A 24,859-nucleotide genomic window follows, 5' to 3' on the forward strand; every position below is an offset into this window, starting at 1 on the left:
CCGGGGGTCGGGGCCCCGCCGCTTCCCCCCCCCCCGCCCGCCGGGCGTTTGTGCCCCGGGGTCCGGGCAGCGCCCGGGGAACGGTGGAAGGGTGGGTAGGGGACTTTGCCCTGCGCAGCGGCGACGGGTGCTGCGGGGACTTCGCCCCGTAGGGCCCCTACCCGCACCCCGCCCTACGCCGGGGCGGCGGTGGCGAGTACCCCGGCCGGGCCCCCGCCGGACGGAGTCCGGCGCGTCGAAGAGGTGTGCGGCGCGTCAAGAAGGTGGTCCCCACGGGGACGTGGGGACGATCAGGGGGGAGCCCGTTATCGGGTCGGGGATGACGATCGAGTCGAGGCCGAAGACCTCGCGGACCAGGTCGGCCGTGACGACCGCCGCCGGCGGGCCCTGCGCCACCACCCGGCCCGATTTCATCGCCACCAGGTGGTCCGCGTACCGCGCGGCCTGGTTGAGGTCGTGGAGGACGGCGACGACCGTCCGGCCCCGTTCGTGGTTCAGGCGGCGGACCAGGTCCAGCACCTCCACCTGGTGGGCGATGTCCAGGAAGGTCGTCGGCTCGTCCAGGAGCAGGATGTCCGTGTCCTGGGCGAGGGCCATCGCGATCCAGACCCGCTGCCGCTGCCCGCCCGAGAGCGCGTCGACGGGCCGGTCCGCGAGGTCCGCGACCGAGGTCCGGGCCATCGCGTCGACGACGGCCCGCTCGTCCGCCTCCGACCACTGCTGCCACCAGTGCTGGTGCGGCTGCCGCCCCCGCGCCACCAGGTCCGCGACCGTGATCGCCTCCGGGGCCGAGGGGGACTGCGGGAGCAGGCCGACGGCCTGGGCGATCCGCCGGGTGGGGAGGGAGGAGAGGGCTTCGCCGTCCAGGACCACCGAGCCGGACCGGGGACGGAGCAGCCGCCCCAGGGCCCGTAGCGTCGTCGACTTGCCGCACGCGTTCGGGCCGACGATCACCGTCACCTTGCCGTCCGGGACGGACAGGTCCAGGTCCTCGACGACCACCCGGTCCTCGTAGGCGAGGGTCAGCCCCCGCGCGGACAGACGACTCACTGTTTGCCTCCGGTGCGGCTGCGCATGATCAGCCAGATCAGGTACGGGGCTCCGACGGCGGCCGTCAGGACGCCCACCGGGAGTTCGGTCGGGGAGAGGAGCTTGCGGGCGAGCAGGTCGGCGAAGACGACGATCACCGCACCCGTCAGGGCGGAGCAGAGGAGGGGGATCTGGGCGGTGCGCGTCATCCGGCGGGCGATCTGCGGGGCCAGCAGTGCCACGAAGTCCACCGGGCCGGCCGCGCCCGTGGCCACCGAGGCCAGGATCACGCCGAGGGCGATCAGCCCGAGCCGGACCCGGCCCAGCCGGATGCCGAGCGCCGTGGCCGTGTCGTCGTCGAGGGAGACCGTGCGCTGGGCGCGGGCCGCCCACAGGATGCCGGGGAGGAGGGCGAGCAGGACCCAGGCCAGTGGGGTCGCCACGTCCCAGCCGCGGCCGTTGAGGGAGCCCGTCATCCAGATCTGCGCCTGCTGCGCGACCAGGTAGTCGCCCTTGGTCATGAGGAGGGTGGTCACCGAGCGCAGGGCGATGGCGAAGCCGATGCCGATGAGGACGAAGCGCGTCGCGTGCAGGCCGCCCCGCCAGGCGAAGACGTACACGAGCGCGGCCGCGACCACTCCGCCGAGCACCGAGAGGTACGGGAGGACGGTGTACGAGGTGACGCCGAAGGTCAGTGCCGCCACCGTGACGGCGCTCGCGCCCTGGCTGATGCCGATGATGTCGGGGGAGGCGAGCGGGTTGCGGGCGACGGTCTGGATCAGCGCGCCGGCCACTCCGAAGGCCAGGCCGACGAGGAGGCCCACCGTCATGCGGGGCAGGCGGAGGGTGCCGACGACCAGGTCGTCGGGGGAGGGCTGTCCGAGGAGGACCTTCACCACCTCGCCGGGGGCGACGAAGGATTCGCCGACGGAGAGGTACGCGACGCACACCGCGGCCAGGAGGAGGGCCAGGCCGAGTGCCACGGCCGCCGCCCGGCGGTGCAGGAGGAAGGAGCCCCGGCCCGAGCGGGGGCGGACCAGCGCATAGCCGGCGGGGAGGACCCGGGCGGGGGTCCGGGTACCGGCGCTCATGCCGCCACCGTCTTCCGGCGGACCAGCGTGACCAGGAACGGCACCCCGATCAGTGCCGTCATCACTCCGGCAGGGACCTCGCCGGGCGGCACCACGATGCGTCCGAGCACGTCGGCGACGATCAGCATGACCGGCCCGATCAGGGCCGCCATCGGCAGCACCCACCGGTGGTCGCTGCCGACGAGGGCCCGCGCGAGGTGCGGTACGGCCAGCCCGATGAAGGCGATCGGCCCGGCTGCCGCGACCCCGGCGCCGGTGAGGACGGTGGCCCCGAGGCCGCCGACGATCCGTACGGCCGCGACGTTCTGCCCGAGCCCCTTCGCGAGGTCCTCGCCCAGTGCGAGCGCGTCCAGACCGCGTGCCACCGACACCACCAGCACCGCGCCGACCAGCAGGAACGGCCAGATCTGGTGGACGACGGAGGCATCGCGCCCGGCGATCGAGCCGACCTGCCAGAAGCGGAACTCGTCCAGCGCCGAGGCCTTCGTCGTGAGGACGCCCATGGTGACCGACACCAGCAGGGCGTTGATCGCGGCCCCGGCCAGCGCCAGCTTGACGGGGGTCGCCCCGCCGCGGCCGCCGGAGGCGACGGCGTACACGGCCACCGAGGCGATCCCGGCGCCCGCGAAGGCGAACCACACGTAGCCGCTCAGGGTGTGCACCCCCGCGAAGGCGATGGCGCAGACGACCGCGACCCCGGCTCCCTGGCTGATGCCGAGGATGCCGGGGTCGGCGATCGGGTTGCGGGTGATGCCCTGGAGTGCGGTTCCGGCGAGGGCGAGGCCCGCGCCGACCATCAGGGCTATGAGGGTGCGCGGTACGCGCAGCGTGCGGACGACCTCGGCGTTCGGCCCGGTCGCGCCCCGGAAGAGCGCGTCGAAGACCTCGGCCGGCGCGATGGCGCGGGCGCCGACGGCGAGGCTGAGGAGCACCGCGCACAGCAGTGCGGCGAGGCCGGCCGCCGTCCAGGCGATACGACGGGTCGTCAGGGCGCGCCGGACCACGGCGGGGGCCGCGGGGACGGGAGGCGCGGGAGCCGCGGGGGCGGGGGCTGACATGTCACCAAATTTCACTGTCTGGTAAGGCGAGGCTAAGTCTACGTTCCCGGCCGCGGTGCCCGGCTCGGCACAATGGGGGCATGAGCCCCGAGACGCAGCTGACCGTCGGATTCGACCTCGACATGACCCTCATCGACTCCCGGCCGGGCATCAAGGCGGCCTTCGAGGCGCTTTCGGCCGAGACGGGCACGTTCATCGACACCGCGCAGACCGTGTCGCGCCTCGGTCCGCCGCTGGACCAGGAGCTCGCGTACTGGTTCCCGGAGGCGGAGATCCCCGCCATGGCCGACCGCTACCGGGAGATCTATCCCACATACGCCATCGGGCCGACCCCGGCGATGCCCGGGGCCCGCGAGGCGGTCGAAGCCGTCCGGGCCCTCGGCGGCCGCGCGATCGTCGTCACCGCCAAGCACGAGCCCAACGCCCGGCTGCACCTGGACCACCTGGGGATCAAGCCCGACGCGGTCATCGGCTCGCTGTGGGCGGAGGCCAAGGCGGTCGCCCTGCGCGAGTTCGCCGCCCAGGTCTACGTCGGCGACCACGTCGGCGACGTCCGGGGCGCCCGTACGGCCGGAGCGGTGTCGGTGACGGTCCCGACCGGCCCGTGCCCGGAGCCGGAACTGCGGGAGGCGGGCGCGGACGTGGTCCTGGCGGACCTCACGGAGCTGCCGGCCTGGCTCGCGGAGTACGAGCGCACGCGGACCGCGTAACCGCGAACCGCGTAACCGCGCACCGCCCCCCGTACCGGACCTACGCCTGCGAGGCGCGGGCCGCCGTGCGCTGCGCGGCGGCCGAGCGCAGCACGCCCGCCGCCGAGATCATGAAGCCGACGCCCATGAGCATGCACACGGCCCACGCGTACGAGGGGAACGGGTCCACGTCGAGGAAGAGCGGGGCCATCGTGGCGAGCGTGGCGACGGCGCCGGCGATGAAGACGATGCCGCCGGCCTTGACGAGCGCGTCGCCGGGGCGGGCGGTGTCGTCGGCGCCCTGCTCGGGCTGAGGGGCATCGGGCTGAGGAGTAACAGTCACCCGACCAGGGTAGTTCCCTGGCCGGAGCGGTCACCCGCGAAGGACCGGGGAACGTCTTGTCACCCGGAGAGGGGCAACTAGCCTGAGAGGTGCGGGTCTGCGGCCCGCTTCCCACCCGACGAACGCAAGGACAGAGGACGGACGTGCCTACCGGCAAGGTCAAGTGGTTCAACAGTGAGAAGGGCTTCGGCTTCCTCTCCCGCGACGACGGCGGCGACGTCTTCGTCCACTCGTCGGTGCTCCCCGACGGGTTGGACGCGCTCAAGCCCGGCCAGCGCGTCGAGTTCGGTGTCGTCGCAGGGCAACGCGGTGACCAGGCACTTTCGGTGATCGTCCTGGATCCGGCACCCTCCGTCGCGGCCGCGCAGCGGCGCAAGCCGGACGAGCTCGCGTCCATCGTGCAGGACCTCACGACCCTGCTGGAGAACGTCACGCAGCAACTGGAGCGGGGCCGTTACCCCGACAAGGCGCACGGCGGGAAGATCGCCGGCATGCTGCGCGCGGTGGCCGACCAGCTCGACGTCTGAGCCTTGCGCACGACCGTGCCCCGCCGCCCGTCAGGGCCGCGGGGCACGGTCATGTCCTACGGGAAGACCAGCGCGTCGGCTGCGATGGCCGGAACCAGACCCTCAGCGGCCGCCCGGGTCAGCAGCCCGCGCACGGCCGCGTAGCCGGCTTCGCCGAGGTCGGCGGTGAACTCGTTGACGTACAGCCCGATGTGCTGGTCGGCGACGGTCGGGTCCAGCTCCTGCGCGTGCGCCCGTACGTAGGGCCGGGACGCCTCCGGGTCCGCCCAGGCCATCCGGACCGACGTACGGGCGGCCTCGGCGAGCGAGCGCAGCGCGTCGGCGCCCAGGGAGCGCTTGGCGATGATCGCGCCGAGCGGGATCGGCAGGCCGGTCGTGGACTCCCAGTGCTCGCCCATGTCGGCCAGACAGTGCAGTCCGTAGTCCCGGTAGGTGAACCGGGCCTCGTGGATGACCAGTCCGGCGTCCACCCGGCCGTCGCGCACGGCCGGCATGATCTCGTGGAAGGGGAGGACGACCACCTTGCCGACCCCTTCGGGCAGCACGTCGGCGGCCCACAGCCGGAACAGCAGGTAGGCGGTGGAGCGTTCGCTCGGGACCGCGACCGTCTTGCCGGTCAGGTCCAGGCCCGGCTCCCGCGTCAGACTGCCGTCTTTTACGAGCACAAGCGGTCCGCAACCGCGGCCCAGCGCGCCGCCGCAGGGGAGCAGCGCGTACTCCTCCAGCACCCACGGCAGGACGGCGTAGGACACCTTCAGCACGTCGAGCTCGCCGCGCTCGGCCATGCCGTTGGTGATGTCGATGTCCGCGAAGGTGACGTCGAGGGCGGGCGCGCCGGGGACCCGGCCGTGGGCCCAGGCGTCGAAGACGAAGGTGTCGTTCGGGCAGGGCGAGTACGCGATCCGCACGGGCGGTGCGGCGGCTGTTCCGGTCATGAGGGTCCTCCCCAGGAAGCGAGTACGGGTCCCAGTGCCCGGAAGCCGTCGGCCAGCGCCGTCAGCGCCTCGCCGATCCGCCAGGCGTCGCGGTCCCGCGGGCCCACGGCGTTGGAGACGGCACGGACCTCCAGCACGGGCAGCCCGTGGGCGGCGGTGGCCTCCGCGACCCCGAAGCCCTCCATCGCCTCGGCCCCGGCGAGCGGGTGCCGGGCGGCGAGGGCGGTCGTACGGGCGGCGGTGCCGGTGACGGTGGAGACGGTCAGGACGGGCGCGAGCAGCGCCCCGGTCGCCTCGGCGGCGCGCGCGGCGAGCTCTGCGGGAGGCAGGTGCACGCTGCGGCCGAAGCCGAGCTCGGTGACGGTGAGGAACCCCTGCGGGGTCTCGGCGCCCAGATCGGCGGCGACGATCGCGTCGGCGACGACGAGGGAGCCGATCGGGGCGGCGGGCGCGAACCCGCCGCCGATGCCGGCGGAGACGACGAGGCCGTAGCCGGGGGCTGCCGCGAGCGCCAGGGCGGTCGCGGTACCGGCGGCCGCGGCGGCCGGGCCGACACCGGCGACCAGCACGTCGAAGGCTCCCCGGCGGTGGATGAGGTAACCGCCGGGGAGGGCGCGCGGCTCGGGAGCGTGGTCGGGACCGGGGGCGTGGTCCGGGCCGGGGGCGTGGTCCGGATGAGGGACCGGACCGGACAGGCCTCGGACGACGGAGTCGGCCTCCGCCGTCACCGCGGTCACGATGAGCGCGCGCATGGTGGGTACGTGACTACTTGAGCTTGACGTTGAAGGCCCAGACGGCGATGGGCTTGCCGTCCTCGGAGACCTGGACGATGTTCAGCTTCTTGGAGGCCGGGGCCTCGCCCTGGCCGCCGGTGGCGAACAGGTCGGCGCCGGGGAAGCTGCGGTAGGTGTTCGAGGAGGGCTCGGTGATCGGCTGCCCGTCGAGGACCGCCTGCCACTTCTTGCCGTCCTCGACGACGTCCGGCTCGACACCGAGGCGCAGCGTGTCGCCGCGGCCGTAGTCGATGTTCTTGGCGTGCTTGAGGTCGGCGAAGCACTCCTGGACCTTGTCGGCCGTGAGCTCCTTGCCGTCGCTGCAGGCGGCTTCGGTGGACACCGACGAGGTGCCGACCGTCACGGTCGCCAGCGGCGTCGGCTTGTCACAGGCGGACAGGAGGAGGAGGCCGGCGGAAACGGCTCCGAGGGCCGCGACGCTGCGGCGGGCCCTACCCGAGAAAAGCGGTGCGGTCATGAGCCGAAGGCTATCGGGCGGGTGGCGTGCCTTGCTGCACGGGGTCCTGTGGTGCGGCGCCGTGGCGCAAGCGCCCCCGGCTGCGCCGGGCCTTCCGGGGCTCCGCCCCGGACCCCGCTCCTCGAACGCCGGAGGGGCTGGATTCGGCTGACCGGCCCAGCACGTGCGGGCCGGAGTGGGGCAAGCCCCGCGCAGCGGCCCCCCTACGCCACCCGCGGGCGGGACGACGTGGGGTGGTGGTGCCGGGGGGACGTGAGGAAGCCGCGCAGGGCCATCGTCGTGCCGAGGGCGACCACCACCGCGGCGACGGACATGCCCAGGACGCCGTTCAGGGGAAGGGCGATGCCGATCGAGCCGCCCAGTACCCAGGCCACCTGGAGCAGGGTCTCCGACCGGGCGAAGGCCGACGTACGGACGGCCTCGGGCACGTCGCGCTGGATCATCGCGTCCAGCGAGAGCTTCGCGAGGGCCTGGCAGAAGCCGGCCGTCGCGCCCAGGACGGCCATGAACACCCCGCTGAAGAAGACCGCCGCCAGGACGGCCACCGCGAGGGTCAGGGACAGCACGGCGGCGATGATCGCCTCGGGCGCGCGGGCCCGGAGCCAGGCCCCGACGGCGGTCCCGCAGGCGTTGCCGACGCCCGCCGAGACGCCGACGATGCCCAGGGACACCGCCGCGCTCTGCCCGGCGAGCGGGTGCTCGCGCAGCAGGAACGCCAGGAAGAAGATCAGGAACCCGGACAGCCCGCGCATCGACGCGTTCGCCAGCAGCCCGCACAGCACCGGCCGGCTGACCGTCCGCAGCCCCGGCCGCTTCGAGTGCGCCTCGTGGGTGGAGAGCCGGGCCCGGCGCTCGCCCTTCGCCTCGTCGACCTTGTGCGGCAGCGTGAACGCCGCGAAGGTGCCCCAGATGAAGATCGCGCACGCCCCGTAGAGCGGCCACGGCGGCCCGATCGTGTGCAGGGCGGCGCCCACGGGCGCGGCGGCGCCGGTGGCCAGCAGGCCGGCCAGGGTGACCCGGGAGTTCGCCTTGACCAGGGAGAACCCCGGTGGGAGGAGCCGTGGGACCACCGCGCTGCGGACCACCCCGTAGGCCTTGGAGGCGACGAGGACACCGAGGGCGGCCGGGTACAGCTCCAGGCCGCCCGTGGCCACCGCGCCCGACATCATCACGGCCAGCAGGGCCCGGGTGAGCATCGCGCCGGCCATCGCGGCCCGCCGCCCGTGCGGCAGCCGGTCCAGCAGGGGACCGATCACCGGGGCCAGCAGGGTGAAGGGGGCCATCGTGATGGCGAGGTACAGGGCCACTCGGCCGCGTGCCTCGTCCGTGGGGACGGAGAAGAAGACGGTGGAGGCGAGCGCAACTGTGATCATCACATCACCGGCGCCGTTGATCGCGTGCAGCTCGATCAGCTTGCCGAGACCCGATTCACCCGCCCCGTGCGCGTGCGTGGCCCGCCGGATTCCGCGCGCCGTACCGGTGAAGGGCAGGTGCAGGGCACGCCCGATGGCCCGGCCGGCCCGCCTGGCCGGTCCCGAGCCGTCATCGGACGACCGTACGGGTGCCACGTGGCCATAGTGCCCCACTCGGCCCCCCGGGACCCTTCCCGGCGCGTCGCGGGGGCCCGGCCGGGCCCCGGGTTGGCTGTGCGTGTCCGCGAATCGGACCTTGCATGTGGGCCGAAGGCGCCGGAGGAGGTAGCGTGCGTAGCGCGCCACCGGCGGTTGCTCCTGGCCGCGCGCCTCTTCGCGATCCCTCAGAATGGATCGCAGGTAGGTGCGCCCTGGAACCCGATCGGGCGCGGACGTCGACGCGGCCCCCTGGTCCGCTCCGCCCGCGCTACGTAGGGACAGCCGACGGGTCGTTGTGGACGACAAGTACGGACGGCGCACTCGTGAGACGGCGTAGGAGAGAACGAGACCTGTGAGTGCTGCGACGACGCGAAGCCGTACCCCCGACCGCCTGTGCGTCGAGGCGGTAGACCTCGCCCGAGCGGCGGCCGAAGAAGCCGCCTACCCCGGTGTGGTGGGCGAACACACCGCCGCCATTGCTGAAGGTGACCGGGTCGTCACGCACTTCTTCGAGTGCAAGGACCCCGGCTACCGCGGCTGGCGCTGGGCCGTGACGGTGACACGTGCCTCCCGCGCGAAGAACGTCACCCTCGACGAAACGGTGCTGCTGCCGGGCGACGACGCCCTGCTGGCCCCCGAGTGGGTGCCGTGGAGCGAGCGGCTGCGGCCGGGCGACATGGGCCCGGGCGACCTGCTCCCCACGGACGCCGAGGACCTGCGCCTGGAGGCCGGCTGGTCGGGCGAGGACGCCCCGCCGCCGAACTCGGTGGTGTCCACCGAGATGGCCGAACTGGTCGAGGCGGAGGACGCCGACGTCACCGACCGTGCGGTGGTGCCCGTGCGCGGCTCCATCACCTCCGTCGCGGAGGAACTGGGCATGCGCCGGGCGCGCGTGCTCTCCCGCTACGGGCTGCACAGCGCGGCCGACCGCTGGGACGAGTCCTTCGGGGCGAAGACCCCGATGGCGCAGGCGGCCCCGGCCTCGTGCGTCTCCTGTGGCTTCCTCGTCGCGATCGGCGGCTCGCTGGGCCAGGCCTTCGGCATCTGCGCGAACGAGTTCGGACCGGCCGACGGCCGGCTGGTCTCCCTGTCCTACGGCTGCGGCGGCCACTCGGAAGCCGCGGTCATGCCGAAGCCGCCGCGGCCGGCGCCGCCCGTCCTGGACTCGATGGCCTCGGACGAGTTCCACCTCCGCCCGTCCCCCGACTCCGGCTCGGTCCCCACCACGGACCCCCTGGCTCCGGACCTCGGCCACTCGTAGCGGGCCCCGGCCCCGCCGTCCCGCGCGGCCCGTCCTGCACGGCCCGTCCTGCGCGGCCCCGTCTCGCCCGGTTGGGTGACTCGGGGCGCGACGGGCCGTCAGGCGTGATCGGCTGGGCGGGATGAAGACCTCCACGCGCCCCGAGACCCACACCGGCCAGGCGGCCCCCACCCGTACCCGCCTGTCCTGGGTGGACTTTGCGGTGGCGGCGGCCTTCCTGGTGCTCGGGTACGCGATCCTCCAGGTCGGCAAGGGCACCACGGTCAACTTCGATCCCGCCGACGTCCCCGACGTGGACACGGACCCGGCGAAGCTCCCGTACTACGCCGCCCGCAGCGTCCTGCGGATGTTCATCGCGCTGTTCGCCTCCGTGGTCTTCACCTTCGGCTACGCCTACGCCGCCGCCCGCAGCCGCCGCCTGGAACGGGTGCTGATCCCGGCCCTGGACATCCTCCAGTCCGTCCCCGTCCTCGGCTTCCTCTCGGTGCTCGTCACCTTCTTCGTCGCACTGTTCCCCGGCTCGCTCCTCGGCCTCGAATGCGCCGTCATCTTCGCCATCTTCACCTCGCAGGCCTGGAACATGACCTTCGGGTTCTACGCCACCCTGACCTCCCTTCCCCGCGAACTGGACGAGGTGTCCCGCTCGTTCGGCTTCACCCGCTGGATGCGCTTCTGGCGCGTGGAGGTCCCCGCCGGGGTCATCGACCTGGTGTGGAACGGCATGATGAGCTTCGCCGGCGGCTGGTTCATGCTCGTGGCCTCCGAGGCGGTCTCCGTCTCCGGGCAGGAGTACGCCGTCCCCGGCCTCGGCTCGTACGCGGGCACCGCGATCGGCGAGGGGGACCTCGGGAAGGTCGGTTGGGTCATCCTCGCGATGACCGTCACCATCGTCACCGTCAACTTCCTCTTCTGGCGGCCCCTCACGGCGTGGGCGGAGAAGTACAAGAACGAGCAGTCGGAATCCACCGACGTCCAGCGCAGCTACGTACTGGACTTCCTGCGCCGCTCCCACTGGCCCCGCCTGCTCGGCCGCGCCACCGCCCCCGCCCGCGACGCCACCGGCCGGGCCGCCCGCGTACTGGGCCGCGACGACATGGCGCTGTCCGTGGATCCGGCCCGCCGCCGGACCGGCGACGTGGTCTTCACCGTCGTCGCCGGAGCCGTCATCCTGTGGGGCCTGTACGACCTCGTGCGCTACCTCCAGCGCGAAACCGGTCTCGGGGTGTTCGGGGAGCCGCTGCTGCTCGGGCTGATCACCTTCGTCCGGGTGATCGTGCTCGTCGCCGCCGCCACGGTCGTGTGGGTGCCCGTGGGCGTGTGGATCGGCTCCTCGCCCCGGCTCACGAAGATCGCCCAGCCGGTGGTGCAGGTCCTGGCGAGCTTCCCCGCGAACCTGCTCTTCCCGGTGGCCGTCTGGTTCTTCCTCGAGACCGGGCTGAACATCAACATCGGCTGCATCCTGCTGATGGCCCTGGGCGCGCAGTGGTACATCCTCTTCAACGCCATCGCCGGAGCCATGGCCATCCCCTCGGACCTCAAGGAGGCCATGGACGACCTCGGCGTCCGCGGGCTCCAGCGCTGGAAGCGCCTGATCGTCCCGGCCGTGTTCCCCTCGTACGTCACGGGCGGCATCACCGCCTCGGGCGGCGCCTGGAACGCCTCCATCGTCGGCGAGGTCGTCACCTTCGCCGGTACGACGCTGTCCGCGACCGGCCTGGGCGCGTACATCTTCCACGCCACCGAGGCCGGGGACTTCCCGAAGCTGATCGCCGGGATCGCCGTCATGAGCCTGTACGTCGTCGGCCTCAACCGGCTGTTCTGGCGGCCCCTGTACCGGCTCGCGGAGCGCCGCTACTCCATCTGAACTCCGCCCGCCCGCCCGATCCGAGGAGCCCGCCCCGCATGACGACGATCCTCCAGGCCGCCGCCCTCACCAAGTCCTACGCCGGCGCCGACGGGGAACTGCCCGTGCTCGGCGGCATCGACCTGGAGATCCGCGAGGGCGAGATCGTCGCCCTCCTCGGGAAGTCCGGCAGCGGCAAGTCCACCCTGCTGCGCTGCCTCGCCGGGCTGATCCCCGCCAGCTCCGGCTCGGTCACCTACCGGGGCGAGGAGCTGCGCGGGGCGAACCCGGGCACGGCGATGGTGTTCCAGACCTTCGCGCTGCTGCCCTGGCTGACGGTGCAGCAGAACGTGGAACTGGGCCTGGAAGCGAAGGGCATGGACCGCGAGGCACGGGCCCGGCAGGCGGTGGAGGCCATCGACCTGATCGGCCTGGACGGCTTCGAGTCGGCCTACCCGAAGGAGCTCAGCGGCGGGATGCGCCAGCGCGTCGGCTTCGCCCGGGCCCTGGTCGTGGAGCCGGACGTGCTGATGATGGACGAGCCGTTCTCCGCCCTGGACGTGCTCACCGCCGAGAACCTGCGCGGTGAGCTGATGGAGCTGTGGGCCTCCGACCGCTTCCCCGCCAAGGCGGTGGTGCTGGTCACGCACAACATCGAGGAGGCGGTGCTGATGGCCGACCGGGTGGTGGTACTGGGCTCGCGGCCCTACGGAACCATCAAGGAGACCTTCGCGGTGGACCTGGCCCGCCCCCGGGACCGGGGCGGCGCCGACTTCGAGCGGATCGTGGACGCCGTGTACGCGGTGATGACCGGCCGCACCGCCAAGACCCCGGCCGCGGCCCCGCCGGCCAAGCGCACCCCGGCCAACACCCCGCTCCCGGCGGCCAGCGTCGACGGGATGGCGGGCCTCGCCGAGATCGTGCTCCAGCGGGGCGCCGGCGACGGCAGCGTGGACCTCGCCGACCTCGCCGAGGAACTGGGCCTCGAGGTGGACGACGTACTGCCCCAGGTGGACGGGCTGGAACTGCTGGGCCTGGCCGAGGTACGGGACCTGCACCTGGTGCTGACCGCCCGTGGCACCGCCTTCGCGGGGGCCGCCGTACAGGAGTCGAAGGAACTGTTCGCGCAGGGGGCCATGGAGGTCCCGCTGATCCACCTGATCCACACCACCCTGCAGCGCTCGCGGGGCGGCACCCAGCGGGCCGGCTTCTTCCGCGACCTGCTCTCGCACCACTACACGAGCGAGCAGCTGGAGCAGCAGCTGGAGACGGCGACGGACTGGGGCCGCTACGGGGAGCTGTACGGCTACCACGCGGACGGCGAGGAATACCGGCTCGACGAGGGCCCCGCACGGGGTTAGACCCGTACGCTCGCTGCATGGGGGAATCGGACATGGTGGGACTGGACGGCCGGGTCACCGGAACGGTCGGGCCGGGGCTGGTCGGCGAGGTCATCGTGCGGATCCGGGGCGGAGCCGAGCACTTCCTCGCGCACCCGGCGCCGGGGACGGGCCGGCTGGCGGTCGGGACGGTGGTCACGGTGGTCGAGTACCTGCCGCCGCGGACGGTCTACGTGATGGCCGCGTACGGGGACTGACCAGGGGCCGGACCACCTGTCCAGCCCCTCGTCCGGGCACCTCGTATCAAGATGGCGACAAGATGGGGCCGCCGTCTTCACGCCGCTCCTACGCGGGCGCACACTCGCCTTCTCGACGGCGAACGCCGCCGCGTAAGAGGGGGAGTTGCCGATGTCTGTCGGCGTACTGGCAGGGATTGTCGTGGGTGCGATCGCGGCCGCGATCGGCCTGTTCAAGCTCATGTGGCGGGTGGCCGAGCCCAACGAGGCACTGGTCATCTCGGGCTCCGCGCACAAGACCGAGGGCATCGCGGAAGGCATGGGCTTCCGGATCGTCACCGGGCGGGGAACGATGGTGATGCCCGGCGTGCAGGCCGTGCGCAAGCTGTCGCTGGACCTCAACGAGACCCAGCTGAACGTGGACTGCGTGACCCACCAGGGCATTCCGCTGCGGGTCAAGGGCGTGGTCATCTTCAAGATCGGCGACGACTTCGTGTCCATCGCCAACGCGGCCCGCCGCTTCCTGGACCAGCAGAAGATGATGCCCGAGCGGGTGCACATCGTCTTCGCCGGCCATCTGCGGTCCATCGTGGGCGGCCTGACGGTCGAGGACATGATCCGCGACCGGGAGAAGCTGACCGGGCAGACCCGGGCGGCGTGCGGTACGGAGATGGAGAAGCTCGGCCTGATCGTCGACTCCCTCCAGATCCACGAGATCGAGGACCCGACGGGCTACATCAAGAACCTGGCGATGCCGCACGCGGCGGCTGTCCAGCGGGACGCACGGATCGCCCAGGCGGACGCCAACCTGCGGGCCACCGAGGCCGAACAGGCCGCCTTCGCGCGGATGTCGGAGGCCACCCGGGACAGCGAGATCCTCCAGGCCGGCTACCAGGCCGAGCGGGACAAGGCGGCCGCGACGGCCCGGCAGGCGGGCCCGCTGTCGGAGGCGGCGGCGCGGCAGGAGGTCGTGGTCCAGGAGACCCGGGTGGCGGAGCTGGAGGCGCAGCGGCGCGAGCAGCAGCTCCAAGCGGACGTGCGCAAGCCGGCGGACGCGGCGGCGTACGAGACCCGGACCCGGGCCGAGGCGGACCGTGATGCGCGGATCTCGGCGGCGCAGGCCAAGGCGAAGGAGACGGAGCTGGCGGCTGCGGCCGAGGCGACCCGGGTGACGACGGCCGCTGCGGCCGACGCGAAGGCCACGGAGGCACGGGGTCTGGCCGCGGCGACGGCCACCCGCGCGACCGGTGAGGCGGAGGCGGCGGCGACCCAGGCCAAGGGCCTCGCGGAGGCGGCGTCGGCCCAGGCGAACGGGCTGGCCCTGGCGGAGGCCGCCAAGGCGAAGGGTCTCGCGGAGGCGACGGCCATCAAGGCGCGGGCCGCCGCGCTGGCGGAGAACCAGGAGGCGGTGGTCGCGCAGCAGCTCGCCGAGAACTGGCCGGCGATCGTGGAGGCGGGAGCGGGTGCCTTCGGCAACGTCGAGCACATGATCCTCCTCAACGGGGCGGAGGGCATGTCGGAGATGTTCGCTAAGGCCCTGACGATGGGCGGCACGGGCCTGGGCCTGGCCCGCCAACTCCTGTCGACGATGTCCCAGCCGACGCCGCCCACCACCCCGGTGAACGGCACCTCACCGTCGGAGTCCCACCAGATCCCGATCCAGGGAGCCTGAGCAGACGCCGAAGGGGCTGGATTGCCCGCAGGGCAATTTCAGCCTCGCCGGCGTTCGAGGCGCGGGTCCGGGCAGCGCCCGGGGAACGGTGGAAGGGTGGGTGGGGGACTTCGCCCCGCAGGGCTTACCACCCGGATCGGAGGGTCAGGGCTTGGGGCGGCGGCGGAGGAGTCGCTTCGCGGCCAGGGTCAGGGTCAGGGCTGCGACCAGGACGAGCGCGCCCTTCGTGAAGCTCCCGCCCTCGGGGTCTGCGGGCGCGCCCGGGGCCGGCGCGGGAGTGGCGGAGCCGGAGCCGGAGGCCGAGGGCTTCGCGGGCGACGTCACCGGGACCGCGACGACCCGGCTGTTGGCCCCCTCCGCCCCGAACATCAGCGTCGACCCGTCCGCCGTGTACGTCACGGACTCCGCCTGCCCCTGCCACGGCGCGGCCACCGCCTCCCCGTCCCCGTCCGGCCGCCCGTCCTTCCACGGGTACGTCTTCGCCCACAAGTAGCCCCGCAGCACGAGCCGCCCCCCGTCCGGGGAGAACGCCCCGTCCGTGACCCACGGGACGTCCCCGATCCGCCGGAAGGTGTTCGTGCCGGAGGCGGACAGGGCCTCCGGGCCCTCGTAGAGCCCGCCGGCCTTCTCGTCCTTGCTGGCGATGTACACCCGCCCCGTCACCGGATGGACCATCAGCGCCTCCGCGTTCCGCGGCCCGTCGGCGTACTTCACGGTGAACTGCTCGGCCTTGAGCGTGGCGTCCCCGAGCGTCTTCGGCTCGGCGAAGCGGTAGATCCACACGTGGTTCCAGGAGCCGTTCAGGTTGTCCCCGATGTCGCCGACGTACAGCCGTCCGTCCGGGCCCAGCGAGATCCCCTCGATGTCCCGGGGCTTGCCGATGCCGGTCAGGGTGATCCGCGCGACCGTCTTCCCGGTCGCGGAGTCCACGGCGTACACGTACGGGCCGTCGTCGCTGTCGTTGTGCGTCCAGTAGACGCCGGGGTGGATCCGGCTGGCCGCGAGCCCGCTCGACTCCTTGATCCGCGGGTCCGTGATCGTGAACCCGGACGAGGCGGACCCGGACGAGACTGACCCGGACGAGACTGACCCGGACGAGACTGACCCGGACGCCGCGGCGGCCGAGGGCAGCAGGGCGAGAACGGCAACAGCGGCGGTGGCGGTCAGGGGCAGCAGGTGCGGGCGCATCCCCCTACCCTGCCAGCCCGCCCCGCGTGTCCGGCATCACAGGGGCCGCGGCCCGGTGATCCGCGAAGATGTCCGGATGCGTTTCATGTTCGTCGGGGACTCCATGACCATCGGACGCGCCGGCGACTACACCTGGCGCTACCGGATGTGGCAGCACCTCGACACCACCTTCGGCGGCCCGTACGAGATCGTCGGCCCCCGCAGCGGTCTCTACGACGCCCTCGCGGACGCGCCGGCCAGCGACGCCTACGCCGACCCCGGCTTCCCCGCCGATGCCCGCCGCCACCTGGCCGGCTGGGGCGAGGGCTGGCAGCACATGGCCCCGCTCGTCGGGCCGGCCGCCGGCGCCGCCGGGGCCGACGTGCTGCTGGTCTCCCTCGGGCTGATCGACCTCGGCTTCTACACCGCTGCCGAGGGCACCGCCGCCAATGCCCGCCGGTTCATCGCGGAGGCCCGCGCCGCCCGTCCCGGGATACGGATGGTCCTGCTGCCCGTCATACCCAACGTCCGAGCCCGGGACGACGCGCCCTTCGCGCGGCAGGTCGAGCTCTTCAACGAGCTCCTCGGGAAGGCCGTGGCCGACCTGTCGACCCCCGCCTCGCCGATCCTGCTGGCCGCGCGCCCGGAGGCGTACGAGATCGACCGGGACACCTACGACGGCACGCACCCCAACGCCTCCGGCGAGCACCGCCTCGCGGGGGAGTTCGCGGCGGTCCTCCACCAGGCCTGGGGCCTGGGCGGCCCGTACCGTCCCCGGCAGGACGCGTAAGCAGGACACGTAACACGCCCTTCAAGGGCGGGTCTTGCTTCGAGCGCACTCCAGGCAGTTGGCTAGTGGCCCATGGAGTACACGCAGCTCGGACGCACCGGTCTCAAGGTCAGCCGACTTGTCCTCGGCACCATGAACTTCGGCCCCCAGACGGGCGAGCCGGAGAGCCACGCCCTCATGGACACGGCCCTCGACGCCGGTATCAACTACTTCGACACGGCCAATGTGTACGGGTGGGGCGAGAACAAGGGCCGTACCGAGGAGATCATCGGTACCTGGTTCGGCCAGGGCGGCGGCCGCCGTGAGAAGACGGTCCTCGCCACCAAGGTCTACGGAAGCATGGCCGCCGAAGGCGACCCGTGGCCCAACTACGACCGCCTGTCGGCGCTGAACATCCGGCGGGCCGTCGACGCCAGCCTCAAGCGCCTGAACACCGACTACATCGACATCTACCAGTTCCACCACGTGGACCGGCTGACGCCCTTCGAGGAGATCTGGCAGGCCGTCGAGGTCCTGATCCAGCAGGGCAAGGTGCTCTACGCGGGCTCCTCGAACTTCCCCGGCTGGAAGATCGCCCAGGCCAACGAGGCCGCGGCGCGCTCGGGGCGGCTCGGCCTGGTCAGCGAGCAGTGCCTCTACAACCTCGCCGAGCGGCGGGCGGAGCTGGAGATCATCCCGGCGGCCGAGGCGTACGGGCTCGGTGTGATCCCGTGGTCCCCGCTGCACGGCGGGCTGCTGGGCGGGGCCATCCGCAAGGCGTCGGAGTCGGGTCGCACGGCCACCGGCCGCTCGGCGGACGCGCTCGCGAACAGTTCCGTACGGGCGCAGGTGCAGGCGTACGAGGACCTGCTGGACAAGCACGGACTGGAGCCCGGCGAGGTCGCCCTGGCCTGGCTGCTGACGCGTCCCGGGGTCACGGGCCCGATCGTCGGGCCGCGTACGCCGGAGCAGCTCGCGTCCGCGCTGCGGGCGGTGGAGCTGGAGCTGTCGCCGGAGGTGCTGGCGGGGCTGGACGAGGTCTTCCCGGGGCCGGGGCCGGCTCCCGAGGCGTTCGCCTGGTAGGCGGCCGCGCCACGGGGCCAGGGGCCCAGCGCTCTACTGGCCCACTACGGCGGCCACCGCCACCACGAGGAACATCAGTACGAGCACACCGGCCATGACGCGGTTTCTGGTCTTGGGATCCACCCGTCGAGCCTAACGCGACCGGGCCCGCCCTTCGTACGGAGGGGCGGGCTCTCCCAGTTCCCAGGAGCCGACGACCTCGTAGCGGGGCTGTTCGCCGGGGACGCCGGAGACGGGCAGATTGCTGCGGACCAGGCTGAGCTCGCCGACCTGCCAGCCGGTGCCCTCGAAGGAGGCCAGGGCCGTGGAGTAGGGGCGGACGTCGTCCCGCTCGTCGCGGAGCCGGCCGAGGGTGAGGTGGGGGGTGTAGCGGTGGTGCTGGTCCATGGGCACCCCGGAACGCCGGGCGGCGGCGTCGGCGCGCTCGGCGAGCATGCGCAGGGCGTCGAGGTCCCCGGCGGCGCCGGCCCACAGGGAGCGGTGGCCGAAGTGGCCGGAGCCGTGGATCCGGAGCGGGAAGGGGGCGCTCCGTGCCGCGGCGCGGGCGAGGCGGGCGTGGAGCTCGGGGAGCAGCTCCTCCCGCACCTCGCCCATGAAGGCGAGCGTGAAGTGCCAGCCCGCTTCCGCGGTCCAGCGCAGCCGGTCGTCGTGCAGGCCGCGCACGGCCCGGGCCAGTTCCGAGATGGCCGCCTCGGGCGGGATGACGGCTGCGAACAGTCTCATGGTGCCGAGCCTAGCGATGTGGTCGCCGTGCGGCGCCGTTGCCGGGGACCGGTCCCCGAACCCCTGCGCCTCGAACGCCGGCGGGGCTGGGTTTGGCAGGCGCCGGACTGCCCGTGCGGGCCGGGCGGGCCGTGCGGGCCGGGCGGGGCGGGGCTGGAAGGGTCCAGCCCCGCCGGGGCCCTACGCTGCGGTCGCCAGCTGGCGGCGGCGGTCCGAGGGGACGAAGGTCACGCCGTGGCGGTTCACGCTGAGGCGGAGGTTGCCGATGCGGGAGAGGACGAGGCCGATCGCGACGGCGGCGGCCAGGGAGACCGCTCCGCCCGCGGCCATGCCGATCCGCGCGCCGTAGGTGTCCGTGACCCAACCGACCAGCGGGGCCCCGATCGGCGTGCCACCGGTGAAGACCATCATGAACAGGGCCATCACCCGGCCCCGCATCTCGGGGTCGGTGGCCATCTGGACGCTGGAGTTGGCGGTGACGTTCACCGTCAGGCCGAAGACGCCGATCGGCACCAGCAGCGCCGCGAACAGCCAGAAGCTCGGTGCGAAGGCCGTCACCAGCAGGAGGACGGAGAAGAGCACCGCCGCCGCGACCAGCAGCCGCAGGCGGGAGAGGCCCCGGCGGGCCGCCAGCAGCGCGCCCACCAGGGAGCCCGCCGCGATCAGGGTGTTGAAGAGCCCGTAGGTGCCCGCGTCCCCGTGGAAGACCTTGCTGACGAAGGCCGACAGCCAGATCGGGAAGTTGAAGCCGAAGGTGCCGATGAATCCGACGAGCACGATCGGCCAGATCAGCTCGGGCCGTCCGGCGACGTACCGCAGGCCTTCCCGGAGCTGGCCCTTGGCGCGGGGCTGGACCTCGACCTGGTGCAGTTCTAGGGTCCGCATCAGCATCAGGGCCGCGAGCGGCGCCGCGAAGGACAGACCGTTGAGCAGGAAGGCCCAGCCGGAGCCGACGGCGGTGATGAGGACACCGGCGATGGCCGGGCCGACCAGTCGCGCGGACTGGAAGTTGGCGGAGTTCAGGCTGACCGCGTTGGCGACCTGGTCCTTGCCGACCATCTCGGAGACGAAGGTCTGGCGGGCCGGGTTGTCCACGACGGTGACCAGGCCGAGGAGGAAGGCGGCGAGGTAGACGTGCCAGACGTTGACGTGACCGGCGAGGGTGAGGACACCGAGCGCGAGGCCGGTGAGGCCCATGGCGGCCTGCGTGCAGAGCAGCAGCGGCCGCTTGGGGAGCCGGTCGGCGAGTACGCCGCCGTAGAGCCCGAACAGCATCATCGGCAGGAACTGCAGCGCGATGGTGATGCCGACCGCGGAGGCGGATCCGGTCAGGGACAGGACCAGCCAGTCCTGTGCGATGCGCTGCATCCAGGTGCCGGTGTTCGAGACGGCCTGGCCCGTGGCGAAGAGCCGGTAGTTCCGGATCTTCAGCGAGCTGAACATCGAGTTCTTCGAGTTCTTCGCGTTCTTCGCGTTCTTTGCGGTGCCCGGCGTATGTGTAGTGGTGGGTGTGTGGCCGGGGGCGGAGTCTGCTCCGGGTCCCGTACTCAAAAAGGTTCGCCTCCTGGCGTCGTTCCTATAGGTGCGCGAGCTTGTCCAGGACGGGCGCGGCTTCGCGCAGCTTCGCCCATTCGTCCTCGGACAGCTCGGCCGCGAGCCCGGCGAGGAAGGCGTTGCGCTTGCGACGGCTCTCTTCGAGCATCGCTTCGGCCTCCTCCGTCTGGCGGACCACCTTCTGGCGGCGGTCGTCGGGGTGCGGTTCCAGCGTGACCAGTCCCTTGGCTTCCAGCAACGCGACGATGCGCGTCATGGACGGCGGCTGCACGTGCTCGCGTCGGGCCAGCTCACCGGGGGTGGCCTGGCCGCAGCGGGCGAGTGTGCCGAGGACCGACATCTCGGTCGGGCTCAGCGATTCGTCTACGCGCTGGTGCTTGAGGCGCCGGCCCAGCCGCATGACGGCGGAGCGGAGGTCGTTCACGGCGGCTGCGTCGTCACCATGGGAAAGGTCATGCATGTTCCTTAGAGTAACTCATTACTCTGCCTAAGGAACACCACTTATCTGGTGTCACTCGTACGGGTGAGTCGGCTCCGGAAAGTGACACGCGTCCATGCCCTGTGCCCCGACTCTTTCGGCATGGGGACACATGTGCTGAGCATGCGCATAGACGGGGAGCTCCTCGACAGGCTCCGGACTCATGCCGCCAAACGCGGAATGAGCGTCCAGGACTATGTGGTCCGGACGCTCATTCGCGACGATTTCGACGAACGCTTCAAGGCGGCCGTCGACGAGACGGAGAAGTTCTACGGGCTCACCTGAGCCCGGGTCCCGACTCCGGGGGCCATCGAGGGGCGGGGGCTACGTGAGGCCCAGCGCCGGCATCGCGTAGTAGAAGACGAAGACCGCGGATACGACGTACATGGCCACCGGGACCTCGCGGCCCCGGCCGGTCGCCAGCCGCAGTGCGGAGAAGGCCACGAAGCCGATGCCGATGCCGTTGGTGATCGAGTACGTGAACGGCATCATCACCATGGCCAGGAAGGCCGGGACGGCGATGGTGAAGTCGTTCCAGTCGATGTCCCTGACCGAGCCGGCCATGATCAGGAAGCCGACCGCGACGAGAGCCGGGGTGGCCGCCTGCGAGGGGACCATCGTGGCGAGCGGCGTGAGGAACAGCGACACGGTGAAGAGGCCGCCCGTCACGATGTTCGCGAGGCCCGTCCTGGCCCCCTCGCCGACGCCCGCCGTGGACTCCACGAAGCAGGTGGTGGCCGAGGAGGAGGAGGCGCCGCCCGCGGCGACGGCCATGCCGTCCACGAACAGCACCCGGTTGATGCCGGGGAAGGAGCCGTCCGGCTTCGTCAGCTTCGCCTCGTCGCCGACGCCCAGGATGGTGCCCATCGCGTCGAAGAAGCAGGACAGCAGCACGGTGAAGACGAACAGGATGCCGGTCAGCATCCCGACCTTGCCGAAGCCGCCGAACAGGCTGACCTGACCGATGAGCCCGAAGTCGGGCGCGGCCACCGGGTTGCCCGGCCACTCCGGGACCGTCAGGCCCCAGGCGGCGTCGGGCAGCTTGGTGATCAGCTGGATGGCGAGGGCGGCCACGGTCATCGCCACGATGGAGATCAGGATCGCGCCGGGGGTCTTGCGGATGATCAGCGTCAGCGTCAGCAGCACGCCGACCACGAAGATCAGGACGGGCCAGCCGTGCAGGTGGCCGTTGCTGCCGAGCTGGAGCGGGACCGTGGTGTGCGCGAGGTCCGGGATGCGGGTGACGAAGCCCGAGTCGACCAGGCCGATCAGCATGATGAACAGGCCGATGCCGATCGCGATGCCCTTGCGCAGGCCGAGCGGGACGGCGTTCATGACCCGCTCGCGCAGGCCGGTGGCGACCAGCAGCATCACCACGAAGCCGGCCAGGACCACCATGCCCATGGCGTCGGGCCAGCTCATGCGCGGGGCGAGCTGGAGGGCGACGACGGTGTTGACGCCGAGCCCGGCCGCGAGCGCGATCGGGACGTTGCCGATCACGCCCATGAGGAGGGTGGTGAAAGCGGCGGTCAGCACGGTGGCGGTGACCAGCTGGCCGCCGTCGAGCTGGTTCCCGTACATGTCCTTCGCGCTGCCCAGGATGATCGGGTTCAGCACGATGATGTAGGCCATCGCGAAGAAGGTGGCGAAGCCGCCGCGGACCTCGCGGCCGATGGTCGAGCCGCGCTCGGAGATCTTGAAGTAGCGGTCCACAGGGGCCGACGTGCTCATGGGGGTCCTGGTCCTCAGTGGTGGTTTCATACGGCAAAAACGGGCCAAGCCCAAACCGTTTCAGTATGAACACATGAACGAGAGGCCGTCTATCTCCGCGCGTAGACCCGCCGCCGACCGGCCTAGACTGGTTCCCATGGCGAAATGGACTGCGACGCACGAGGCCCCCGAGCCCCTTGAGGGTCCGATCGTCGGCACCGTGACCGGCGGCACGATCCTGTGGTTCGCCCTCTTCCTCTTCCAGCTCCCCTTCTACGGGTGGTTCGCGGACCGGGGCATGCTGTGGTGGGTGTGGACCTGCGCGGTCGGCGGGGTCCTCGGCCTGATCGGCCTCTGGTACGTCCGCGGCCGTGACGCTGCGCTGAAGCGGCACGCGGCTGAGCTGGCCGCTCGGGACGGTGCCGACCAGGCGGGCCCGGCTCCTCAGGCGGGCTAGCCCGCCCTGCCCCGGATGCGCGCGCGTTGCCGGGGGCTCCGCCCCCGGACCCCCGCGCCTCGAACGCCGGCGAGGCTGGATTTGCCCTGTCGGAGGCTGGATGCGCCCCTACCAAGGGAGGATTCCGGTCATCCCTAAGTCGGATCTTCGGACTTCTCGGCGGGTGAACCGTTGAATCCCCCTTTACCGTCGAAACCATGACGGAGCGGGCGCAGATCGAATCAGACGGACCGGAGCCGGGCGGCGGTGGCGGTACGGCCGCCGGGACCGCCATCGACGCGGGGGCCGAGCTCGATCCCGTACACCCGGTCCGACCGCCCGCACCCCGGTTCAAGCCGGCCGGGCTGACCACCGCCGAAGTCGCCGAGCGCGTCGCCCGCGGGGCCGTCAACGACGTCCCCGTCCGCAGCAGCCGCTCCACGTCCGAGATCGTCCGCGCCAACGTCTTCACCCGCTTCAACGCCATCATCGGCGTCCTCTGGGTGATCATGTTCTTCGTCGCGCCGATCCAGGACAGCCTCTTCGGCTTCGTGATCATCGCGAACACCGGCATCGGCATCATCCAGGAGATGCGCGCCAAGAAGACCCTCGACGGCCTCGCCGTCATCGGCGAGGCCAAACCCAGCGTCCGCCGCGACGGCCGCACCGCCGAGATCTCCACCTCCGAGATCGTCCTCGACGACGTCATCGAGCTCGGACCCGGCGACAAGGTCGTCGTCGACGGGCTCGTCGGCGAGGCCGACGGCCTGGAGATCGACGAATCCCTCCTCACCGGCGAGGCCGACCCCGTCCTGAAGAAGCCCGGCGACCCGGTCATGTCCGGCTCGTTCGTCGTCGCAGGCGGCGGCGCCTTCACCGCCACCAAGGTGGGCCGCGAGGCCTACGCCGCCCAGCTCGCCGAAGAGGCCTCCCGCTTCACGCTCGTCCACTCCGAGCTGCGCTCCGGTATCTCCACCATCCTCAAGTACGTCACCTGGATGATGATCCCGACTTCCGTCGGCCTGATCATCAGCCAGCTGATCGTCAAGGACAACAACCTCAAGGACGCCATCGCCCGCACCGTCGGCGGCATCGTCCCGATGATCCCCGAAGGCCTCGTCCTCCTCACCTCCGTCGCCTTCGCCATCGGCGTCATCCGGCTCGGCCGCAAGCAGTGCCTGGTGCAGGAGCTGCCCGCCATCGAGGGGCTCGCCCGCGTGGACGTGGTCTGCCTCGACAAGACCGGCACCCTCACCGAGGGCGGCATGGACGTCACCGAGTGCCGCCCGCTCGGCGGCGCGGACGCCGAGTACGTCAAGAAGGTCCTCGGCGCGCTCGGCGAGAGCGACCCCCGCCCCAACGCCAGCCTCCAGGCGATCATCGACGCCTACCCCGACAGCGCCGAGTGGCGCTGCACCGAATCGCTGCCGTTCTCCTCCGCCCGCAAGTACAGCGGCGCCAGCTTCAGCGAGGGCGACGGCGAGAACAACACCTGGCTGCTCGGCGCCCCCGACGTGCTGCTCCCGGCCGGGGACCCGGCCCTGGACGAGATCAACGAGCTCAACGAGCAGGGCCTGCGGGTCCTCCTGCTGGGACGGGCCGCCGGCGAACTCGACGACCCGGCCGTGGCCACCGGGGTCAAGCCGACCGCCCTCATCGTCCTGGAGCAGCGGCTGCGCCCCGACGCCGCCGACACCCTGCGCTACTTCGAGGACCAGGACGTCAAGGCCAAGGTCATCTCCGGGGACAACGCCGTCTCGGTCGGCGCGGTCGCCGGGAAGCTGGGCCTGCCCGGCGCCGAGAACACCGTCGACGCGCGCACGCTCCCCACCGACCAGGGGGAGATGGCCGAGGTCCTCGACGGGAACGCCGTCTTCGGGCGCGTCACCCCGCAGCAGAAGCGCGACATGGTCGCCGCCCTCCAGTCCCGGGGCCACACGGTCGCGATGACCGGCGACGGGGTCAACGACGTGCTCGCGCTCAAGGACGCCGACATCGGCGTCAGCATGGGTTCCGGCTCGGAGGCCACCCGGGCCGTCGCGCAGATCGTCCTCCTCAACAACAGCTTCTCCACCCTGCCCTCGGTCTGTCTC

The 24,859-nt window shown here is 72.1% G+C and carries 25 protein-coding genes; 12 read left to right on the forward strand and 13 right to left on the reverse strand.

Going from position 1 to position 24,859, the window contains the following annotated elements; translation table 11 throughout:
• Positions 1-255: 255 nt before the first annotated feature.
• The 3 genes from ACFVX6_RS36015 to ACFVX6_RS36025 are packed head-to-tail and all read right to left on the reverse strand — an operon-like array spanning position 256 to position 3,178.
• Positions 256-1,050: an ABC transporter ATP-binding protein gene (locus ACFVX6_RS36015; RefSeq protein WP_389698781.1), complete on the reverse strand. Its 795-nt coding sequence runs from the start codon at positions 1,048-1,050 to the stop codon at positions 256-258.
• Complete coding sequence (locus ACFVX6_RS36020; RefSeq protein WP_389698783.1) at positions 1,047-2,120, reverse strand: FecCD family ABC transporter permease; 1,074 nt, start codon at positions 2,118-2,120, stop codon at positions 1,047-1,049. The genes ACFVX6_RS36015 and ACFVX6_RS36020 overlap by 4 nt, the downstream gene beginning before the upstream one ends.
• Positions 2,117-3,178: a FecCD family ABC transporter permease gene (locus ACFVX6_RS36025; protein ID WP_389698785.1), complete on the reverse strand. Its 1,062-nt coding sequence runs from the start codon at positions 3,176-3,178 to the stop codon at positions 2,117-2,119. The genes ACFVX6_RS36020 and ACFVX6_RS36025 overlap by 4 nt, the downstream gene beginning before the upstream one ends.
• An 80-nt stretch (positions 3,179-3,258) precedes the next feature.
• On the opposite strand from ACFVX6_RS36025, the gene ACFVX6_RS36030 reads away from it, so the two are divergent.
• Positions 3,259-3,888, forward strand: coding sequence for an HAD family hydrolase (locus ACFVX6_RS36030; protein WP_389698787.1), 630 nt, complete (start codon positions 3,259-3,261; stop codon positions 3,886-3,888).
• 40 nt (positions 3,889-3,928) lie between these two features.
• Here ACFVX6_RS36030 and ACFVX6_RS36035 read toward each other — a convergent pair whose 3' ends face one another.
• Positions 3,929-4,210: a hypothetical protein gene (locus ACFVX6_RS36035; protein ID WP_389698789.1), complete on the reverse strand. Its 282-nt coding sequence runs from the start codon at positions 4,208-4,210 to the stop codon at positions 3,929-3,931.
• Between the two features lie 143 nt (positions 4,211-4,353).
• On the opposite strand from ACFVX6_RS36035, the gene ACFVX6_RS36040 reads away from it, so the two are divergent.
• The gene (locus ACFVX6_RS36040; RefSeq protein ID WP_323187858.1) at positions 4,354-4,737 is read left to right on the forward strand and encodes a cold-shock protein; all 384 of its coding nucleotides are present in this window, start codon (positions 4,354-4,356) and stop codon (positions 4,735-4,737) included.
• Between the two features lie 56 nt (positions 4,738-4,793).
• Here ACFVX6_RS36040 and ACFVX6_RS36045 read toward each other — a convergent pair whose 3' ends face one another.
• The 4 genes from ACFVX6_RS36045 to ACFVX6_RS36060 form a co-directional block, all read right to left on the reverse strand.
• The gene (locus tag ACFVX6_RS36045) at positions 4,794-5,672 is read right to left on the reverse strand and encodes a 1,4-dihydroxy-6-naphthoate synthase (protein WP_389698792.1); all 879 of its coding nucleotides are present in this window, start codon (positions 5,670-5,672) and stop codon (positions 4,794-4,796) included.
• A complete protein-coding gene (locus ACFVX6_RS36050) occupies positions 5,669-6,424 on the reverse strand; it encodes a futalosine hydrolase (RefSeq protein ID WP_389698794.1) in 756 nt (251 codons plus the stop codon). The genes ACFVX6_RS36045 and ACFVX6_RS36050 overlap by 4 nt, the downstream gene beginning before the upstream one ends.
• A 13-nt stretch (positions 6,425-6,437) precedes the next feature.
• A complete protein-coding gene (locus ACFVX6_RS36055; protein ID WP_389698796.1) occupies positions 6,438-6,923 on the reverse strand; it encodes a DUF2771 domain-containing protein in 486 nt (161 codons plus the stop codon).
• A gap of 203 nt (positions 6,924-7,126) precedes the next feature.
• Positions 7,127-8,509 carry an MFS transporter gene (locus tag ACFVX6_RS36060; RefSeq protein WP_389698798.1) on the reverse strand — a complete coding sequence of 461 codons (1,383 nt, stop codon included), beginning with the start codon at positions 8,507-8,509 and terminating at the stop codon, positions 7,127-7,129.
• Between the two features lie 337 nt (positions 8,510-8,846).
• Between ACFVX6_RS36060 and ACFVX6_RS36065 the strand changes: the two genes are divergently transcribed.
• The 5 genes from ACFVX6_RS36065 to ACFVX6_RS36085 all read left to right on the forward strand — a co-directional run bounded on the left by ACFVX6_RS36065 (position 8,847) and on the right by ACFVX6_RS36085 (position 14,846).
• The gene (locus ACFVX6_RS36065) at positions 8,847-9,755 is read left to right on the forward strand and encodes a DUF3027 domain-containing protein (RefSeq protein WP_389698799.1); all 909 of its coding nucleotides are present in this window, start codon (positions 8,847-8,849) and stop codon (positions 9,753-9,755) included.
• A 121-nt stretch (positions 9,756-9,876) separates the two neighbouring features.
• A complete protein-coding gene (locus ACFVX6_RS36070; protein WP_389698801.1) occupies positions 9,877-11,619 on the forward strand; it encodes an ABC transporter permease in 1,743 nt (580 codons plus the stop codon).
• Positions 11,620-11,657: 38 nt separating this feature from the next.
• Positions 11,658-12,959, forward strand: a complete 1,302-nt coding sequence (locus ACFVX6_RS36075) for a nitrate/sulfonate/bicarbonate ABC transporter ATP-binding protein (RefSeq protein ID WP_389698803.1) — start codon at positions 11,658-11,660, stop codon at positions 12,957-12,959.
• 17 nt (positions 12,960-12,976) lie between these two features.
• Positions 12,977-13,195 carry a hypothetical protein gene (locus ACFVX6_RS36080; RefSeq protein ID WP_266878693.1) on the forward strand — a complete coding sequence of 73 codons (219 nt, stop codon included), beginning with the start codon at positions 12,977-12,979 and terminating at the stop codon, positions 13,193-13,195.
• A 151-nt stretch (positions 13,196-13,346) separates the two neighbouring features.
• Complete coding sequence (locus ACFVX6_RS36085) at positions 13,347-14,846, forward strand: SPFH domain-containing protein (RefSeq protein ID WP_389698806.1); 1,500 nt, start codon at positions 13,347-13,349, stop codon at positions 14,844-14,846.
• Between the two features lie 144 nt (positions 14,847-14,990).
• Here ACFVX6_RS36085 and ACFVX6_RS36090 read toward each other — a convergent pair whose 3' ends face one another.
• Complete coding sequence (locus ACFVX6_RS36090) at positions 14,991-16,034, reverse strand: WD40 repeat domain-containing protein (protein WP_389698808.1); 1,044 nt, start codon at positions 16,032-16,034, stop codon at positions 14,991-14,993.
• 76 nt (positions 16,035-16,110) lie between these two features.
• Between ACFVX6_RS36090 and ACFVX6_RS36095 the strand changes: the two genes are divergently transcribed.
• Both ACFVX6_RS36095 and ACFVX6_RS36100 read left to right on the forward strand, forming a co-directional pair.
• Entirely contained in the window at positions 16,111-16,803 is a 693-nt protein-coding gene (locus ACFVX6_RS36095) for a GDSL-type esterase/lipase family protein (RefSeq protein WP_389698810.1), read from the forward strand.
• 72 nt (positions 16,804-16,875) lie between these two features.
• A complete protein-coding gene (locus ACFVX6_RS36100) occupies positions 16,876-17,865 on the forward strand; it encodes an aldo/keto reductase (RefSeq protein ID WP_266907522.1) in 990 nt (329 codons plus the stop codon).
• A 132-nt stretch (positions 17,866-17,997) separates the two neighbouring features.
• Here the strand turns inward: ACFVX6_RS36100 and thpR are convergent, their stop codons facing one another.
• From thpR to ACFVX6_RS36115, 3 genes are all read right to left on the reverse strand, one after another.
• Complete coding sequence (gene thpR, locus ACFVX6_RS36105) at positions 17,998-18,588, reverse strand: RNA 2',3'-cyclic phosphodiesterase (RefSeq protein WP_389698812.1); 591 nt, start codon at positions 18,586-18,588, stop codon at positions 17,998-18,000.
• A gap of 180 nt (positions 18,589-18,768) precedes the next feature.
• A complete protein-coding gene (locus tag ACFVX6_RS36110; protein WP_389698814.1) occupies positions 18,769-20,139 on the reverse strand; it encodes an MFS transporter in 1,371 nt (456 codons plus the stop codon).
• Positions 20,140-20,164: 25 nt separating this feature from the next.
• Positions 20,165-20,602 (reverse strand): MarR family winged helix-turn-helix transcriptional regulator, encoded by a 438-nt coding sequence (locus ACFVX6_RS36115; RefSeq protein WP_389698816.1) that lies wholly within the window; start codon positions 20,600-20,602, stop codon positions 20,165-20,167.
• 120 nt (positions 20,603-20,722) lie between these two features.
• On the opposite strand from ACFVX6_RS36115, the gene ACFVX6_RS36120 reads away from it, so the two are divergent.
• Positions 20,723-20,905 carry a hypothetical protein gene (locus tag ACFVX6_RS36120; RefSeq protein ID WP_030156886.1) on the forward strand — a complete coding sequence of 61 codons (183 nt, stop codon included), beginning with the start codon at positions 20,723-20,725 and terminating at the stop codon, positions 20,903-20,905.
• Positions 20,906-20,944: 39 nt separating this feature from the next.
• Here ACFVX6_RS36120 and ACFVX6_RS36125 read toward each other — a convergent pair whose 3' ends face one another.
• Positions 20,945-22,351 (reverse strand): NCS2 family permease, encoded by a 1,407-nt coding sequence (locus tag ACFVX6_RS36125; protein WP_389698818.1) that lies wholly within the window; start codon positions 22,349-22,351, stop codon positions 20,945-20,947.
• 136 nt (positions 22,352-22,487) lie between these two features.
• Here ACFVX6_RS36125 and ACFVX6_RS36130 point away from each other — a divergent pair, with 136 nt between their 5' ends.
• Positions 22,488-22,787: a DUF2530 domain-containing protein gene (locus tag ACFVX6_RS36130; RefSeq protein ID WP_389698820.1), complete on the forward strand. Its 300-nt coding sequence runs from the start codon at positions 22,488-22,490 to the stop codon at positions 22,785-22,787.
• Between the two features lie 197 nt (positions 22,788-22,984).
• Positions 22,985-24,859, forward strand: a 1,875-nt coding sequence (locus tag ACFVX6_RS36135; RefSeq protein ID WP_389698821.1) for an HAD-IC family P-type ATPase, incomplete at its 3' end; no start/stop codon positions are given.

It is taken from the genome of Streptomyces sp. NPDC058289 (assembly GCF_042880975.1).
In the GTDB taxonomy this organism is placed as follows: Bacteria; Actinomycetota; Actinomycetes; order Streptomycetales; family Streptomycetaceae; genus Streptomyces; species Streptomyces stoeckheimensis.

Coding starts and splice junctions, on each gene's coding strand:
- ACFVX6_RS36020 (WP_389698783.1), bottom strand. CDS start 2,120: ATGAGCGCCGGTACCCGGACCCCCGCCCGGGTCCTCCCCGCCGGCTAT.
- ACFVX6_RS36025 (WP_389698785.1), bottom strand. CDS start 3,178: ATGTCAGCCCCCGCCCCCGCGGCTCCCGCGCCTCCCGTCCCCGCGGCC.
- ACFVX6_RS36030 (WP_389698787.1), top strand. CDS start 3,259: ATGAGCCCCGAGACGCAGCTGACCGTCGGATTCGACCTCGACATGACC.
- ACFVX6_RS36045 (WP_389698792.1), bottom strand. CDS start 5,672: ATGACCGGAACAGCCGCCGCACCGCCCGTGCGGATCGCGTACTCGCCC.
- ACFVX6_RS36050 (WP_389698794.1), bottom strand. CDS start 6,424: ATGCGCGCGCTCATCGTGACCGCGGTGACGGCGGAGGCCGACTCCGTC.
- ACFVX6_RS36055 (WP_389698796.1), bottom strand. CDS start 6,923: ATGACCGCACCGCTTTTCTCGGGTAGGGCCCGCCGCAGCGTCGCGGCC.
- ACFVX6_RS36070 (WP_389698801.1), top strand. CDS start 9,877: ATGAAGACCTCCACGCGCCCCGAGACCCACACCGGCCAGGCGGCCCCC.
- ACFVX6_RS36075 (WP_389698803.1), top strand. CDS start 11,658: ATGACGACGATCCTCCAGGCCGCCGCCCTCACCAAGTCCTACGCCGGC.
- ACFVX6_RS36080 (WP_266878693.1), top strand. CDS start 12,977: ATGGGGGAATCGGACATGGTGGGACTGGACGGCCGGGTCACCGGAACG.
- ACFVX6_RS36085 (WP_389698806.1), top strand. CDS start 13,347: ATGTCTGTCGGCGTACTGGCAGGGATTGTCGTGGGTGCGATCGCGGCC.
- ACFVX6_RS36090 (WP_389698808.1), bottom strand. CDS start 16,034: ATGCGCCCGCACCTGCTGCCCCTGACCGCCACCGCCGCTGTTGCCGTT.
- ACFVX6_RS36095 (WP_389698810.1), top strand. CDS start 16,111: ATGCGTTTCATGTTCGTCGGGGACTCCATGACCATCGGACGCGCCGGC.
- ACFVX6_RS36100 (WP_266907522.1), top strand. CDS start 16,876: ATGGAGTACACGCAGCTCGGACGCACCGGTCTCAAGGTCAGCCGACTT.
- thpR (WP_389698812.1), bottom strand. CDS start 18,588: ATGAGACTGTTCGCAGCCGTCATCCCGCCCGAGGCGGCCATCTCGGAA.
- ACFVX6_RS36115 (WP_389698816.1), bottom strand. CDS start 20,602: ATGCATGACCTTTCCCATGGTGACGACGCAGCCGCCGTGAACGACCTC.
- ACFVX6_RS36120 (WP_030156886.1), top strand. CDS start 20,723: ATGGGGACACATGTGCTGAGCATGCGCATAGACGGGGAGCTCCTCGAC.
- ACFVX6_RS36125 (WP_389698818.1), bottom strand. CDS start 22,351: ATGAGCACGTCGGCCCCTGTGGACCGCTACTTCAAGATCTCCGAGCGC.
- ACFVX6_RS36130 (WP_389698820.1), top strand. CDS start 22,488: ATGGCGAAATGGACTGCGACGCACGAGGCCCCCGAGCCCCTTGAGGGT.